Consider the following 14,775-nt stretch of genomic DNA (forward strand, 5'->3'; position numbering starts at 1 on the left):
TTCCGCGCTCAGCAGCCTTCCGCTGCGGCGGCTTTCGCGGCGAGGTCGACCTCGGACCAGTTGAGCCCCTCGAGGTTGACGACGATCGCCTCCTGGGTGGTGCGGGCGATGACGACGACGGCCTCGTTGTCGGGGTCGGGATTTTCCTCGCGGTGCGGGACCCACGGCGGAACGAACACGTAGTCGCCGGGCGCCGTCTCGATCCGACGCTCGACGGGTTCGTCACCGTCGACCTCGAGGAAGACGAAGACCGGCGCGCCCGACACGACATAGATCGCCGTCTCGGAGGCGCCGTGGTGGTGGTTGCCGGAGTTGGTGGAGGCGGGGACGTGCGTCTGACCCATCCAGAGGCTCTGCGCCCCCACGGTTTTGCCGCTGATCGCCTCGCGCCGCGACATGCCCGTGGTCTGGCTCGTCTCGGTGATGAGTGCACTGGGCGCGATGTGGTGCAGGGCCCGGTGGAAGGGGTCGATCACGGTCGGGACGAGGACACCGCTCGGGGTGCGGATGAACTCCTCACTCGTGGAGTCAGCGGGGACGTGCAGGGCTGGCATCAGGCTCCTTCAGCGAGGGACAGTCGAGCGGCGAGCCCGACGGGTGTTGCCGAGGTGGCGGGAAGCAAGGGACGGAGGGCATCGCACGCCGTGCGCGCGACCCGCGCAGGGACGTCGGCGGCGGCCCAGACCGACAGGGGCAAGGGCCTCGGCTTCGGCAGGTCATCGAGTGGCACGAGCCCAGCCGGGATGTCACCGAGTGTCGCGAGGAGCGCGACCCCCTGACCAGCAGCGGCGGCAGCATGCACCCCAGCCAAGTTACTCGCCTCGGCGCCGACGACGGAGGCGATGCCGTGACCGTCGAGGGTCTCGATGGCCCGCGAGCGCAAGGCACAGGGGGCATCGAAGGCGACGACGGGCACCGGCCCTCTCGGCCGGCGCCACCCGGGCGCCGCGAACCACGTGAGCTCGAGGTCGCCGACCCCGGTGGCCCGCGGATCCCCGGTCGGTCCGAGCAGGAGAGCCAGGGACACGCGCCCGGCGGCCAGTCCTTCGCGCAGCGCGGCGCCGCGGTCGATCCGGAACTGCACGCCGTGATGGGGCAACGCCTCACCCAGCGCGCTGGCGAAGCGCGGCAGCAGCTGGGCGGCCCCGTGCTCGGTCGAGCCGACCACCAGGGTGTCGTCGGCCCCCACTCCGAAGCAGCGCAGGGCCTCGTCGTGTGCCGCCAGGACGCGGCGGGCGTGACCGAGGAGCTGTTCGCCGTCGACGGTGAAGCGCGACCCGCGCCCGGCGCGGGTGACGAGCGGGCGGCCGACCGTGGCCTCGAGCCGACGCACGTGCTGGCTCACCGCGGCCTGGCTGAGGTGCAGGGTCGTGGCGGCGCGGCCGAAGCCACCGCGGTCAGCGATGGCCACGAAGCTGCGCAGCGGGGCGATGTCGAAGGTCCTACTCATTCCACTCACCTTATTATGGGTCCCATAACGTCTCGTAATAAGAGATATCACAATTCCTAGTTGGACACCCTGAGTTCTCGGCCCCATGCTGGGGACATGTCCAGCCACGCTCCCACCCTGACCAGCCGACGTCGGTTCGACGACGTCCGCTGCGGAGCGACGCGCTGTCTGTGCTGCTGTCGATAGCACCAGCGCACACGACCGCCTGATCCACGCCTGCCTGAGGCCCTGCCTGAAACCCCTGCAAACAGGGGGCTTTGGCGTACCCCCTCAGCCGACCACACGGCATACCCCTCTGCTTCTCACCATCCCTGAAGGAACTCCCATGTCTGCTTTCGCCACCTCCCTCCCGCCCCGACGCTCGCTTGCCACCCTCGCCCTGACCGCGACCTTGGCCGTCACGAGCCTGACCGCCTGCGGCTCGGGCGACGCCGACGCTGCGGGCGGCAGTGGCAACGCGACGCTCAAGTGGGCGACCGGCTACTTCCCCAAGCACTGGGACCCGGTGGTCTCGGGCAGCGGCGCGCAGTTCCGCCAGCTCGCCCTGAGCTACGCCTCGCTCACCCGCGTCGACGAGCAGGGCAAGGCCGTCCCCGACCTCGCCGAGAAGTGGACCTACAACGCCAAGGGCGACCAGGTGACCTTCCACCTGCGCAAGGGTCTGACGTTCAGCGACGGCACGCCCGTCGACGGCGCCGCGGTCAAGGACGCCATCGAGCGCGCGCAGAGGCAGAAGAACTCGGCGCTCTTCGGTGACCTCACCTCCATCAGGACGGTGACCGCGAACGGCCTCGACGTCGTCCTCGACCTCACCCAGGTCGACTACCAGATCCCGCAGCTGCTCGGCGAGCGCGTGCTCCAGGTGGCCAGCCCGACCGCCGCCAAGGACCCCGCCAAGCTCGACCAGAACCCCGTCGGCGCAGGCCCGTTCATCGCCACGCAGGTCATCCCCGGCACGAAGGCAACGTTCAGGAAGAACCCCAACTACTGGGACGCCGCCAACATCCACATCGACAACATCGAGCTGGTGTCGGCGCCCGACGAGGCGACCGTGGTGTCCGGCCTCCAGACCGGTGTCTACAACTTCGCCGACGTCGCGCCCAGCCAGGCAGACGCCGCCAAGAAGGCCGGCCTCGACGTCTTCGTCCAGCCCGGCTTCAATGCCTCCAACATCAGCCTCAACGTCAACAAGGCGCCGTTCGACAACCCCAAGGTCGTCGACGCCGTGCGGCACGCGGTCAACCGCAAGGAGTTCGTCGACAAGCTGACCTTCGGCTACGGCGAGGCGACCGACCAGCCGTTCCCGTCGTCGTACGTCGCCTATGACCCCAAGTCCAAGGACGCCTACCCCTACGACCCGGCCGCATCCAAGGCGCTGCTGGCCGAGGCGGGCTTCAAGCCGGGCGCCATCAAGCTGGATCTCGTCGTGCCAGAGGCCACCCCGGCCGCTGAGATCGTGCAGTCACAGCTGGCCGCCGTCGGCATCACGACGACGATCAAGATCGACAAGAACTGGGCGACACCGTTCTTCGCCAAGGACCTGACCCTCTCGATCTACAGCACGACCGGTCGTGACTCGGCGCTCCAGACGCTGACGGCGCACTTCGGGCCGAACGGTCCGCTCAACCTCAGCACGCCGTACGAGCCCGCCGGGTTCGAGGCCGCCGTCGCCAAGGTGCGCGCCACCCCGCTCGACTCTCCGGCCTACGCCGAGACCCTGCAGGCCGCCACACGTGCCGGACTCGAGAGCCAGGCGCTCGTCTTCACCTACGCGTCGCCGAACCTCCTCGCGAAGGACAAGTCGATCTCGAACCTGCCCAAGAACCCCGGTCACATCAACTGGACCGGCGTCACGATCAAGGGCAAGTGATGACTCGCCTCCACCAATCCTTGTGGCGGTCCGCGCGCACTCTCGGGCGGTCGGTCGCGGTCTTCGTTCCGGTCTTCCTCGTGGCGACGTTCGTGACGTTCGCCCTGCGTGCCCTGAGCGGCCTCAGCCCCGCCCGGCTCCAGCTCGGCGAACAGGCCACACCCCAGGCCATTGCCGCGATCGAGAGCCAGTGGGGGCTCGACCGCCCCTTTCTTTCGCAGTATGCCGCGTGGCTGGGTGGCGTTCTTCACGGCGACTTCGGGACCAGCTGGGTCAACGGCGCGGACGTGGCGACCTTGATCGGTCTCGGTCTCGGCGTGAGCCTCTCGGTCGCGGCTTTGGCACTCGTCATCGGCGTCGTCGGTGGCCTGGTGCTCGGCACGGTGGCGGGACTGAAGCCGACGAGTCGCGTCGACCGGGCGGTCACGGGACTCACCACCGTCCTGTCCGTCCTGCCCGGCTTCGTCGTCGGGATCATCCTCGTCGCCGTGCTGGCGGTCGGTTTGGGCTGGTTCCCGTCCGCGGGCTACGCGCCCATCACGAGCGGGGTCGGACCATGGCTCGCCCACATCACCCTGCCCGCCCTGGCTCTCAGCCTTGACGTCGTGGCGGACGTGGCGCGACAGCTGCGCACAGGTCTGGTCACGGCATACCGGGAGAACTACGTGACGGGCGCGGTCGTGCGCGGCCTCGGATCGCGGCGGATCCTCACCCGACACGTCTACCGCAACGCGGTCGGACCGGCGCTCGCCGTGCTCGGGCTGAAGTTCCCCTCGCTCGTCGGCGCTGCCGTCGTCACCGAGTGGATCTTCGGACTGCAGGGCTTCGGTCGGTTCGCCAACGACTCGGCCCAGGCCGGTGACGTGCCCGCGGTCCAGGGCGTCCTCGTCGTCTCCATCGTCCTCGTCGTGACGTTCAACCTCATCGTCAACGTGCTGCTCGGCCGGATCACCCCGGCCTCGGCGAGAGGGGTCTGACATGGTCCGCCGCGTTCTCTCCCTCCCTGCCGGTCGCATCGCCGCAGGAGTGCTGTTCTTCATCGTCCTGCTCGCGGTGTTGGGACCACTGCTCGCTCCGCAGAACCCGTTGGCCACGAGCGACACCACGCTCGTCGGCCCCTCGTGGGCGCACTGGCTCGGCACCGACAACCTCGGGCGCGACGTGTTCAGCAGGTTGCTCGACGGATCGCGCGTCAGCGTCGTCGGTTCCCTGGAGGTCGTCGTCATCGCGCTGGTGGTGGGCGTCGTGCCCGGGATCCTGTCGGTGCAGCTCGGCCGCGTCTTCGAATGGATCAGCCTTCGGGCGATCGACACGTTGATCGCGCTTCCGTTCCTCTTGTTCGCCGTCGCCGTGACTGCCCTCTTGGGCAACGGCATCACCCAGGCCATGGTCGTCACCGGGGTTCTCGTGTCGCCGCTGTTCTTCCGGGTGTCTCGGGCGGCGACCTTGGCCGTGGCCCGGTCCGCCTATGTCGAGGCGGCCGTCATCTCCGGCGCCTCGGTCGGCTGGATCGCCCGGCGCCACCTCTGGGCCAAGGTTCTGCCCCCCATCGCGGTGGCGTTCGCCCAGACGCTCGGGGTCGGCTTCGTCATCGTCTCGAGCCTCACCTTCCTCGGGATCGGCATCCAGCCGCCGGCTCCCACCTGGGGCGGGCTGCTCGCCACGTCGCTCGGGTTCCTCGACCAGCAGCCGTGGGCTCCCGTCGCACCCGCCCTCCTCATCGTCGCCACGGTCTCGGCGAGCAACCTGCTCGCCGATGCCATCCGCGACGTCACCGGCGAAGGAGCAGTCGGCCTCGACCTCGTCCCCAACTCACCCAATTGGACGGCTGGGGACACGGCCGGCTCCTCGGGTCGACCGACCTCCGTTCGCTCTACTCCGTCCCACTCCCAACCAGGAGGCACTCCATGACGACCACCCTGACTCGCCCCATCGCCCCAGCGCTGCCGGCAGCTCAGCCAAACGCGACCCCCGCTCTGTCGGTGCGCGACCTCCACGTCGGTCACCCGACGACGGGCCACGACATCGTCCGCGGCGTCTCGTTCGACCTGGCTCGCGGTGGAGTCGTCGGCATCGTCGGAGAGTCCGGCAGCGGCAAGACCCTCACCTGCCGGGCCATCCTCGGCATCCTGCCGACGCCGTTCGAGGTGACCGGCGGCTCGGTCTCCATCGAGGGCCGCGACACGTCGACGCTGTCGCCGCGGGAGTGGACCGGTCTGCGTGGATCAACGATCAGCGCGGTCTTCCAGGACCCCGCCTCCTATCTCAACCCGTCGATCCCCGTGGGCCGGCAGGTCGCCGAGGTGCTGCGCGTCAAGCTCGGTCTGGGCCGTCGCGAGTCGCGAGTGCGGACGTTGGAGCTGTTCAGCGACGTGCAGCTGCGTGACCCGGCCAAGGTCCATGGGCAGTACCCGTTCGAGCTCTCCGGCGGAATGCTCCAGCGCGTCCTCATCGCGGCCGCCATCGCCGCTGAACCCCAGGTGCTCATCGCCGACGAGGCGACGACAGCCCTCGACGTCACCGTGCAGGCCGAGATCCTCGACCTCCTCGCCGAGCTCCGCGAATCCACGGGGCTGGCGCTGGTCGTCGTCTCGCACGACCTCGCCGTCGTGGCCCAGCTCGTCGACGAGGTGCTCGTCATGCGCAACGGAGTGGTCGTCGAACAGGGGCCCGTCTCCCAGGTCCTGCACGACCCGCAGCACGACTACACCCAGCTGCTGGTGCGCGAGCACGAGCAATACGGTCTCGAGCGCTTCCTCACCCCGGAGCTCGCGTCATGACCACCGCAACGTCCGCGCCAACGGTCGAGAACGCGACCATCCACGCGGACGCAAGCAGCGGGACGGTGCTCGAGGTCGTCGACCTCGAGGTGAAGCTGGGTCGCGGGCTCCACCGAACCCGGATCCTCAACAACGTCAGCCTCACGGTTGAGCGCGGCGAGACCGTCGGCATCATCGGTGAGACCGGCTCGGGCAAGACCACCTTGGCCCGCACCATCCTCGGGCTCACCCCTGCCGCGAGTGGGCGCGTCCTCGTCGACGGTGAGGACGTGACCCGGTTCGGGCGTCGTCAGTGGCGGCGCCTGCGTCGTCGCGGCGTGGTCCAGTACGTCTTCCAGGACCCGCTCAAGAGCCTCGACCCTGACCTGACGATCGGCGACTCGCTCACCGAGCCCCTTCTCCTCCAGGGTGTTTCGCGCGGAGAGGCCCGGGATCAGGCCGAACGCCTGCTCGCCAAGGTCAGCCTCGACGCCGACGTCCTCGACCGGCTCCCGGGCCGACTCTCCGGCGGACAGCGGCAACGCGTCGCCGTCGCGAGAGCACTCATCACCAACCCCGACGTCGTCATCCTCGACGAACCCGTCAGTGCCCTCGACGCCGCCAACCGCGTCCAGGTCCTGACGATCCTGCAGGAGCTCAAGGCCGCCGGCATCGCCTTGGTCTTCGTCTCGCACGACCTCGGCTCCGTCGCCGGCATCGCCGACCGCATCGCCGTGCTCTATCGCGGTGAGGTCGTCGAGGTCGGCGCCACCCGCGACGTCATCACCAACCCGCAGCACGCCTACACGCGGCTGCTCCTGCGCTCTGCTCCCACCCTGCGCACGGCCTCGGCCGACCGCACCGAACGCGCGGCCCTGCGCGCCCAGCTGACCGCCTGACCGGACCTGCCCCGGAAAGCCAGGCACACGGCATACCCATCGAATTCGCTTCTCCCGAAAGGCAACTCACATGTCGCGCAAGATCCACCTCGCCCTCCACCCCGCCGGCGTCGGCGGCCCCGGCCAGCACGGACTGTGGAAGGACGAGCGCATCGCGAAGAACGCCAGCATCGACATCAACTACTACATCCAGCAGGCGCAGGCGGCCGAGCACGCCCTGTTTGACGCCCTGTTCATCGTCGACAGCCAGTTCATCAACGCGACCTACCCGGCGCACTACCTCAACCGGCTCGAGCCGCTGACCCTTCTGTCGGCCGTCGCCACCCACACCAAGCACATCGGTCTCGTGGGCACGGCCAGCTCGACCTACAACTCGCCGTTCAACCTGGCCCGTCGCTTCGGCTCGCTCGACCACATCAGCGGCGGGCGTGCGGGGTGGAACGTCGTCACGAGCTTCGACACCGGCGTGAGTCGCAACTTCGGGCTCGAGGACCACCTCGACTACGACACGCGCTATGCCCGCGCCGAGGAGTTCGTCAAGGTGGCCCGCGGCCTGTGGGACTCCTACGAGGACGACGCGTTCCCCGCCGACGCCGAGAGCGGGCGCTTCCTCGACCCCGACAAGCTGCACGCCCTCGAGCACAAGGGCGAGCACTTCAGCGTCGCCGGACCACTCAACCTCTCGCGCTCCCCGCAGGGACAGCCGGTGATCTTCCAGGCCGGCGTGTCCGAGGAGGGCCGCAACCTCGCCGCCCAGGTCGCCGAGGGCATCTACGCGCCGGGCGGGACGATCGAGTCTGCACAGGAGTACTACCGCGACATCAAGCGGCGCACGGCCGAGGCCGGGCGCAACCCCGACCACATCAAGATCTTCATCCACGGCGGGCCGGTCGTTGCCGCGACCGACGAGGCGGCCCAGCGCCGCGACCAGGAGATCCACGCCGAGGACGACGACTTCGACCGCAACCTCGCCCTGCTCGGCCGGTCGTTCGGGGCGCACGACTTCAGCGTCCATGACCTCGATGCGCCGTTCCCGGACGTCGCGCACCTCGCCGAGCGCGGTGGCCGCACGGGCGCCGCCCGGATCATCGACCGCGCGAAGTCCGAGAACCTCACCCTGCGCCAGGTCGCCCAAGGGCTCAACGGCTACCGCAAGTCGCCGTTCGTGGGCGCCCCCAAGACCGTCGCCGACACCATCGAGAAGTGGTTCAGGGCAGGCACGTTCGACGGCATCAACCTCGCCTTCCGCACCAACGACGAGCTCAACGCGTTCGTCGACGGCGTCGTCCCGATCCTTCAGGAGCGTGGCCTGTTCCGCACCGAGTACGAAGCCGACACCTTCCGCGGCAACCTCGGCCTCCCCATCCCGGAGAACGGCAACACCGTGCGTCGCCGCGACGAGGCCGCCGGGACCAACACCAACGAGTCGCTCGAGGCCGCGTCATGACCACCCTCGACCACCAGGTCCCCGAAGGACTCCGCACCCGGGGCACGGTCATCGTCGTGCCCGGGCGCGGGGAGTCGCCGACGACCTATGAGCGGTTCGCCGCTCGCCTCGCCGCCGACGCCTACCGGGTGCGCGTCGTCGAGGCCCCCTTGCTCGACGGCGAGGACCCCGCACCGGCCCTGGCCGCCTTCGCCGACCAGCTCGAGGGCGACGTCGACGGCGTCGCGACAACCACGGACGTGGTCCACCCACTCGTTCTCGTGGGCGCCGACACGGGTGCGCTGGCCATCTCGGCCCTCATCGGTCAGGAACGCATCGGCGCCTCGTGGTGGCCCGACGCAGTGGTTCTCGCGGGTGTCCCCGGGCTGCGGGCAAGCACGGCGACCACGTGGGAGGAGCAGCTCGACGAGCGCACGCACTGCCCGGTGCACCGGACGCGACTGACTGCCGATCAGGCCACTCTCGAGCATGCCCTCGCCCGCCCCCTCTCACCCGAACTCGTCGGGAGCGCGCTCACCGGCGATATCGACCTCCCCCGCCTCGTCCTCATCGGCGACGTGGACCCGTTGGCCGACCGCGACGCCCTCATCGCCGCCGTCGGTCGACTCTCACGGGCCCGGCTCACCGTCGTCCGCGGCGCGCACCACGACGTCCTCAACGACCTCCAGCACCGGTCGGTCGCGGCCGAGGTCGTGACCTTCCTCGAGGTGCTGCGCAACGAGCTCGAACCCGTCCTCGCGGTGGAGTCGAGCGCATGGTGACCGCTGTCGTCGTCGGCAACCCCAAGCCGGCCAGCCGCACCTTGACCGCTGCGACCCATGTCGCCCGCAAGCTCACGGGCAACGAACCCGACCTCGTCGTCGACATCGCCACCCTCGGCCCGCGCGTCCTCGACTGGTCCGACGCCGAGGTCACGCAGCTCGTCGAAGCGGTCGGCGCCGCCGATCTCGTCATCGTCGCGAGCCCGACCTACAAGGGCACCTACACCGGTCTGCTCAAGGTCTTCCTCGACCGTTTCGCCGGTGGGACGGGGCTGCGCGGGCTGGCGGTGCCTCTCCTCCTCGGGGCGTCGCCGGCTCACAGCCTCGCCCCCGAACTCACCCTGCGACCCGTCCTCACCGAGCTCGGCGCGACCGTGCCCGGCCGCGGGCTCTACGTCATCGACCGAGACCACGAAGACCCCGAGGCGTATGCCGCATGGCTGGCTGCCACTCGACCTCTCGTCGAGCGCGTGGCAGGAGTCAACGCATGACCATCGGCGTCTTCCCCACCAACCAGGACCTCGACCCGGTCCGACTGCGGCAGGCGTTCGGGATCTTCCCGAGCGGCGTCGTCGCCGTCGCGGCCGAGGTCGACGGTGAGCTCATCGGCCTCGCGGCGAGCTCGTTCACCTCGGTGAGCCTCGACCCGCCGCTCGTGTCGTTCTCGATCGCCAACACGAGCAAGACCTGGCCGGACCTGCGTCGGTCCAGCCACCTCGGTGTCACCGTCCTCGCCCACCACCACGATGCCGTCGCTCGTCAGCTGGCGGGCCCGGTCGCGCAGCGCTTCGACGGTATCGACATCGCCCGCAGTGACGAGGGCGCGGTGACCCTCACCGACGGTCTGGCCCTGTTCGACACGACCATCCACGACGAGGTCGAGGCCGGCGACCACACGATCATCCTGCTCCGACTGCACTCGGTCCAGAACGCCGACCACTCGCTGCCGCTGGTCTTCCACCGCAGCCAGTTCGGCCTCAGGCACACCGCCTGACAGCTCCCCGAACACAAATCGTCCAATAGGGCACGAATGGTTTTCCGCCATTCGTGCCCTACTGGACGAAGGTGGTCGGGCTCGGTGGGGCCCTTCGAGGCGAACCCCGGGCGGTGTTGGGGCTGGGAGGTGGGGTTGACAACAGAGGCGGGCGGACGGCATACCCGCAGGTAGTTCCACGTGTGAGGGACCTCATAGGTGCGGAAAGGTTTCCACCGTGATCCCTGTCCGCTTTCCCTCCTACGGTGGACAGACGGTTCCTTCAGGAACCCGATTCACGGTCTCGCTCACGAGACAAGACGCGTCTCACGATGCGAGTACCGTGGACACATCCAGCAGGTCAGTCGTCGGATCCACTTCCGAAGGTGGCTCCGGCATTGGCCGGGCCCAAAGCCGAGCACTCGCTCGGAACCGGAAGGACAACGGACGCAGATGACCGCACCCGCCGCACCCGTTCAGGGCACCACGCACGCAGGCCTCCAGGCCTGGGTCGACGAGGTCGCCGCGATGACCACCCCCGACGAGGTCGTGTGGGTGACCGGGTCCGACGAGGAATGGACCCGCATCACCGGCAAGCTCGTCGCCGCCGGCACCTTCATCAAGCTCAACGAGGACAAGAAGCCCAACAGCTTCTACGCCGCCTCGGACCCGAGCGACGTCGCCCGTGTCGAGGACCGCACCTACATCTGTTCCCTCGACGAGAAGGACTCGGGGCCCACCAACAACTGGATGGAGCCCGAGGAGATGAAGGACATCATGCGCGGGCTCTACGCCGGCTGCATGAAGGGCCGCACCCTCTACGTCATCCCGTTCGTCATGGGTCACATCGAGTCCGAGCACCCGATGTTCGGTGTCGAGATCACCGACTCCGAGTACGTCGTCGCGTCGATGCGCGTCATGGCCCGCTGTGGCACCGCCGTCCTCGACCGCATCGAGGAGCTCGGCGAGGACGCGAAGTACGTCCCCGCGCTCCACTCGCTCGGCGCCCCCCTCGAGGAGGGCCAGGCCGACGTCAAGTGGCCCTGCAACCCCGAGAAGTACATCGTGCAGTTCCCCGAGGAGCGCACGATCTGGTCCTTCGGTTCCGGCTACGGCGGCAACGCCCTGCTCGGCAAGAAGTGCTACTCCCTGCGCATCGCCTCGGTGATGGCGCGCGACGAGGGCTGGCTGGCCGAGCACATGCTCATCCTCAAGCTCACCTCACCGGAGGAGCAGGTCTACTACGTCGCAGCCGGCTTCCCCAGCGCCTGCGGCAAGACCAACCTCGCCATGCTCAAGCCGACCATCCCGGGCTGGAAGGTCGAGACCCTGGGTGACGACATCGCCTGGATGCGCTTCGGCAAGGACGGTCGCCTGTATGCCGTGAACCCGGAGTTCGGTTTCTTCGGCGTCGCGCCCGGCACCAACGAGCACACCAACCCCAACGCCATGTCGACGATCAACAAGGGCAACTCGGTCTTCACCAACGTTGCGCTGACCGACGACGGCGACATCTGGTGGGAGGGCCTCGAGAACATGCCCGACCACGCCACGAGCTGGAAGGGCGAGGACTGGACGCCTGAGTCGACCGAGCTCTCCAGCCACGCGAACAGCCGCTACTGCACCCCGATCAAGCAGTGCGACATCCTCGCCCCCGAGTACGACGACCCGCAGGGTGTGCCGATCTCGGCCATCTTCTTCGGTGGCCGTCGCAAGACCACCGTGCCGCTCGTGACCGAGTCGCGCGACTGGACCCACGGCACGTTCATGGGTGCCACGCTCTCGTCCGAGACCACCGCTGCCGCGACCGGTCAGGTCGGCGTCGTCCGCCGCGACCCGATGGCGATGCTGCCGTTCATCGGCTACAACGCCGGTGACTACTTCCAGCACTGGATCGACATCGGCAAGGGTGCGGACGAGTCGAAGCTGCCGAAGATCTTCTACGTCAACTGGTTCCGTCGTGACGAGGAGGGCAACTTCGTGTGGCCCGGCTTCGGCGAGAACGCCCGCGTCCTCAAGTGGGCCATCGAGCGCATCGAGGGCAAGGCTGCCGCGGTCGAGACCGCCATCGGTCACGTCCCCACGCCCGAGTCGATCGACACCGAGGGCCTCGACATGGACCTCGAGGAGCTCGCCAAGGCACTCACCGTCAACAACGACGAGTGGAAGGCCGAGATCCCGCAGATCGAGGAGTGGTTCGCCAAGTTCGGCGACAACCTCCCGACCGCTCTCCAGGTCGAGCTCGACGGCCTCAAGGCTCGTCTCGGGGTCTGAGCCTGACTCGCTGAAACGCCGTAGAGGCGCCGCTTCCCTTCCGGGAGGCGGCGCCTCTCGCGTTGCCGGCCGCGGGCGTCCGCGCCGATGGTCACCTTCTCGACCATCGGCGCGGACATTGTGGGTGTGCCTGCCGCTTGCGTCCGCGCGGATGGTCGGGTTCCCGGCCACCCGCGCGGACACAAAAGGGTGGGTATGCCGCCCGCCCGCCTCGCGCGTGAACGTTCCGGGAACGGTGCGCACACCATGGGTGAGGCGGGCGCTCGGGTGGCGGGACGGCATACACAGGGATTCACTGAAGGGCATGACCTCTCATGGACCCCGTCGTTTCCCACTGGCCGTCGGTGCGGCCGCGATCGCTGCGACGGCTGCCTTCGCGTTCACCCCCGGGACCGCGCCATCTGCCACGGCCACCACCCCGATCAAGGCGGGTGCCGCAGCGGACGCCCGCATCGACCAGGTCGGGACGTGGGGGACGGCGGTCGACTCGACCGCCCTCAAGGTCGTCGACCAGACGGTGCGCAACATCGTCCACACGAGCGTGGGCGGGTCGAACCTGCGGATCTCGCTGTCGAACGCGTACGGCTCGGTGCCGGTGACGTTCGACTCGGTGTGGGTGGGGCAGGCCGGTCAGGGAGCGGCGATTGCAGCGGGCAGCAACCGTCGCCTGTCCTTCGGCGGCAGTCCGTCGGTGACGGTGCCGGTCGGTGCCGAGGTGCTGAGCGACCCGGTGCCGGGCGACGTGCCCGCGCAGTCGACGTTGTCCGTCAGCATCCACGTCGTCGGGGATGCCGGGACGGTCAGCGGCCACAAGCTGGCCCACCAGACCAACTTCATCTCGACCCCGGGCGACCACGGGGGTGAGGAGTTCGCGGGCTCGTTCCAGACGCCGACGACGAGCTATGCGTGGGTCGAGTCGGCTGTCGTCGATGCGCCCCAGCAGGTCGACACGGTCGTCGCGCTGGGTGACTCGATCACCGACGGCGACAAGTCCACGACGAGCACCAACCGGCGCTGGCCCAACCTCCTGGCGAGCCGGATCCTGGCCGGGCCGAAGCCGCACCAGTTCGGCGTCATGAACGCCGGCATCTCGGGCAACCGGGTGCTCGCCGACGGGCCGGGCGTCAGTGCGCAGGCGCGCTTCGACCGGGACGTGCTCGCCCAGCCGGACGTGAGCACCGTTGTCGTCATGGAGGGTGTCAACGACCTGCGCTGGGAGCTCGCGACCAAGCCCGCGGACCTCATCCAGGCCTATCGCCAGCTCATCGGTCGCGCCCATGCCCGCGGGGTCTGCATCGTCGGCGGCACCATCACACCGTGGGAGGGCGGGAGCCTCTGGTCCGAGCCCAAGGACGCGATCCGCGGCGAGGTCAACGCGTGGATCCGCACCAGTGGTGAGTTCGACGCGGTCGTGGACTTCGATGCAGCGGTGCGCGACCCGGCCCAGCCCTCGCGCATCCTCGCGGCCTACGACAGTGGCGACCACCTGCACCCGGGCGACGCGGGTTATCAGGCGATGGCGAACGCCGTCGACCTCGATTCCCTGGAGTGCACCCGCTGACCCGCTTGCGTCCGCGCAGATGGTCGAGTTCGCGACCAAGGGCGCGGACGTTGTGGGTATGCCGCCCGCTTGCGTCCGCGCCAATGGTCGCGTTTCCAGCCATCCATGCGGACGTTGCAGTTCAGTCGGTGGGGCGGGTGAGGCTGACCTTGACCGTCGGCACCGGCGATGGCGCCTGAGCCATGGTCCACATCCGGGCCAGTGCCGGCTGGAGCAGCAGTGCACCCAGCTGGCGGACGAAGACCGCCACCGCCTGCTCCTCGACGGGAATGCGGCTGCGGGCGATGCCGTGGTCACGCAGCGTCTGGGTCCGCCGGATGGTCTCTTCCATGAGCATGCGCGCCAGCCCCTCGGCCCCCGGGTCCGGCGTGACGACGGCTCGACGCAGGTAGTCGACCGCGTGGGGGTTGGCCTCGAACATCTCCGCCGCAGCCCGATCGCGTGCGGCGACCACCTCGTCGGCCGGTCCGTCGAGCGGCACGGAGTCGACCGCGACCCGGAAGAGGTCGACGACGGACTCGTCCACGGCGTGGCGCAGCCCGTCCTTGCCACCGAAGTGGTGCACCACGAGGCCCGGCGCAACTCCGGCCTCACGAGCCACCTCGCGCAGGCTCGTCGCCGCAGCGCCCTGTGCCGCGAAGAGCCGCAGAGCGGTCGCCAGGATGCGCGAGCGCGAGTCGCCGGCCTGAGTCGTGGTCATGGTGGGTGACAGTCAACACTCGACCCGGGGATTGCACAAGTGTTCAATGCCTGCGTATCGTGCAAAGCGAACTGAATCGCC

The 14,775-nt window shown here is 69.1% G+C and carries 14 protein-coding genes; 11 read left to right on the plus strand and 3 right to left on the minus strand.

Features of this window, described 5'->3' with window-relative positions; translation table 11 throughout:
* Positions 1-8 precede the first annotated feature (8 nt).
* Positions 9-554, minus strand: a complete 546-nt coding sequence (locus tag JNB_RS10880) for a cupin domain-containing protein (RefSeq protein ID WP_009776516.1) — start codon at positions 552-554, stop codon at positions 9-11.
* The gene (locus tag JNB_RS10885) at positions 554-1,450 is read right to left on the minus strand and encodes a LysR family transcriptional regulator (RefSeq protein ID WP_009776517.1); all 897 of its coding nucleotides are present in this window, start codon (positions 1,448-1,450) and stop codon (positions 554-556) included. Before JNB_RS10885 ends, JNB_RS10880 begins: the two co-directional genes overlap by 1 nt.
* 325 nt (positions 1,451-1,775) lie before the next feature.
* Here JNB_RS10885 and JNB_RS10890 point away from each other — a divergent pair, with 325 nt between their 5' ends.
* The 11 genes from JNB_RS10890 to JNB_RS10940 all read left to right on the plus strand — a co-directional run bounded on the left by JNB_RS10890 (position 1,776) and on the right by JNB_RS10940 (position 13,994).
* Complete coding sequence (locus tag JNB_RS10890; RefSeq protein ID WP_009776518.1) at positions 1,776-3,320, plus strand: ABC transporter substrate-binding protein; 1,545 nt, start codon at positions 1,776-1,778, stop codon at positions 3,318-3,320.
* Positions 3,320-4,297 (plus strand): ABC transporter permease, encoded by a 978-nt coding sequence (locus JNB_RS10895; RefSeq protein WP_009776519.1) that lies wholly within the window; start codon positions 3,320-3,322, stop codon positions 4,295-4,297. The genes JNB_RS10890 and JNB_RS10895 overlap by 1 nt, the downstream gene beginning before the upstream one ends.
* 1 nt (position 4,298) lies before the next feature.
* Complete coding sequence (locus JNB_RS10900; RefSeq protein WP_009776520.1) at positions 4,299-5,231, plus strand: ABC transporter permease; 933 nt, start codon at positions 4,299-4,301, stop codon at positions 5,229-5,231.
* Positions 5,228-6,100, plus strand: a complete 873-nt coding sequence (locus tag JNB_RS10905; RefSeq protein WP_009776521.1) for an ABC transporter ATP-binding protein — start codon at positions 5,228-5,230, stop codon at positions 6,098-6,100. The genes JNB_RS10900 and JNB_RS10905 overlap by 4 nt, the downstream gene beginning before the upstream one ends.
* Positions 6,097-6,978, plus strand: a complete 882-nt coding sequence (locus tag JNB_RS10910; protein ID WP_009776522.1) for an ABC transporter ATP-binding protein — start codon at positions 6,097-6,099, stop codon at positions 6,976-6,978. The genes JNB_RS10905 and JNB_RS10910 overlap by 4 nt, the downstream gene beginning before the upstream one ends.
* 70 nt (positions 6,979-7,048) lie before the next feature.
* A complete protein-coding gene (locus tag JNB_RS10915; RefSeq protein ID WP_009776523.1) occupies positions 7,049-8,425 on the plus strand; it encodes an LLM class flavin-dependent oxidoreductase in 1,377 nt (458 codons plus the stop codon).
* The gene (locus JNB_RS10920) at positions 8,422-9,186 is read left to right on the plus strand and encodes an alpha/beta hydrolase (protein ID WP_009776524.1); all 765 of its coding nucleotides are present in this window, start codon (positions 8,422-8,424) and stop codon (positions 9,184-9,186) included. Before JNB_RS10915 ends, JNB_RS10920 begins: the two co-directional genes overlap by 4 nt.
* Complete coding sequence (locus JNB_RS10925) at positions 9,180-9,677, plus strand: NADPH-dependent FMN reductase (RefSeq protein WP_009776525.1); 498 nt, start codon at positions 9,180-9,182, stop codon at positions 9,675-9,677. The genes JNB_RS10920 and JNB_RS10925 overlap by 7 nt, the downstream gene beginning before the upstream one ends.
* Positions 9,674-10,180, plus strand: coding sequence for a flavin reductase family protein (locus JNB_RS10930; protein ID WP_009776526.1), 507 nt, complete (start codon positions 9,674-9,676; stop codon positions 10,178-10,180). Before JNB_RS10925 ends, JNB_RS10930 begins: the two co-directional genes overlap by 4 nt.
* A 432-nt stretch (positions 10,181-10,612) precedes the next feature.
* The gene (locus JNB_RS10935) at positions 10,613-12,433 is read left to right on the plus strand and encodes a phosphoenolpyruvate carboxykinase (GTP) (protein ID WP_009776527.1); all 1,821 of its coding nucleotides are present in this window, start codon (positions 10,613-10,615) and stop codon (positions 12,431-12,433) included.
* A gap of 304 nt (positions 12,434-12,737) precedes the next feature.
* Complete coding sequence (locus JNB_RS10940) at positions 12,738-13,994, plus strand: SGNH/GDSL hydrolase family protein (RefSeq protein WP_009776528.1); 1,257 nt, start codon at positions 12,738-12,740, stop codon at positions 13,992-13,994.
* Positions 13,995-14,115: 121 nt separating this feature from the next.
* Here the strand turns inward: JNB_RS10940 and JNB_RS10945 are convergent, their stop codons facing one another.
* Positions 14,116-14,694 (minus strand): TetR/AcrR family transcriptional regulator, encoded by a 579-nt coding sequence (locus JNB_RS10945; protein WP_009776529.1) that lies wholly within the window; start codon positions 14,692-14,694, stop codon positions 14,116-14,118.
* Positions 14,695-14,775 lie beyond the last annotated feature (81 nt).

This window comes from Janibacter sp. HTCC2649 (assembly GCF_000152705.1).
Lineage (GTDB): Bacteria > Actinomycetota > Actinomycetes > Actinomycetales > Dermatophilaceae > Knoellia.

Coding starts and splice junctions, on each gene's coding strand:
- JNB_RS10925 (WP_009776525.1), top strand. CDS start 9,180: ATGGTGACCGCTGTCGTCGTCGGCAACCCCAAGCCGGCCAGCCGCACC.
- JNB_RS10895 (WP_009776519.1), top strand. CDS start 3,320: ATGACTCGCCTCCACCAATCCTTGTGGCGGTCCGCGCGCACTCTCGGG.
- JNB_RS10880 (WP_009776516.1), bottom strand. CDS start 554: ATGCCAGCCCTGCACGTCCCCGCTGACTCCACGAGTGAGGAGTTCATC.
- JNB_RS10945 (WP_009776529.1), bottom strand. CDS start 14,694: ATGACCACGACTCAGGCCGGCGACTCGCGCTCGCGCATCCTGGCGACC.
- JNB_RS10915 (WP_009776523.1), top strand. CDS start 7,049: ATGTCGCGCAAGATCCACCTCGCCCTCCACCCCGCCGGCGTCGGCGGC.
- JNB_RS10910 (WP_009776522.1), top strand. CDS start 6,097: ATGACCACCGCAACGTCCGCGCCAACGGTCGAGAACGCGACCATCCAC.
- JNB_RS10900 (WP_009776520.1), top strand. CDS start 4,299: ATGGTCCGCCGCGTTCTCTCCCTCCCTGCCGGTCGCATCGCCGCAGGA.
- JNB_RS10885 (WP_009776517.1), bottom strand. CDS start 1,450: ATGAGTAGGACCTTCGACATCGCCCCGCTGCGCAGCTTCGTGGCCATC.
- JNB_RS10940 (WP_009776528.1), top strand. CDS start 12,738: ATGACCTCTCATGGACCCCGTCGTTTCCCACTGGCCGTCGGTGCGGCC.
- JNB_RS10920 (WP_009776524.1), top strand. CDS start 8,422: ATGACCACCCTCGACCACCAGGTCCCCGAAGGACTCCGCACCCGGGGC.
- JNB_RS10930 (WP_009776526.1), top strand. CDS start 9,674: ATGACCATCGGCGTCTTCCCCACCAACCAGGACCTCGACCCGGTCCGA.
- JNB_RS10905 (WP_009776521.1), top strand. CDS start 5,228: ATGACGACCACCCTGACTCGCCCCATCGCCCCAGCGCTGCCGGCAGCT.
- JNB_RS10890 (WP_009776518.1), top strand. CDS start 1,776: ATGTCTGCTTTCGCCACCTCCCTCCCGCCCCGACGCTCGCTTGCCACC.
- JNB_RS10935 (WP_009776527.1), top strand. CDS start 10,613: ATGACCGCACCCGCCGCACCCGTTCAGGGCACCACGCACGCAGGCCTC.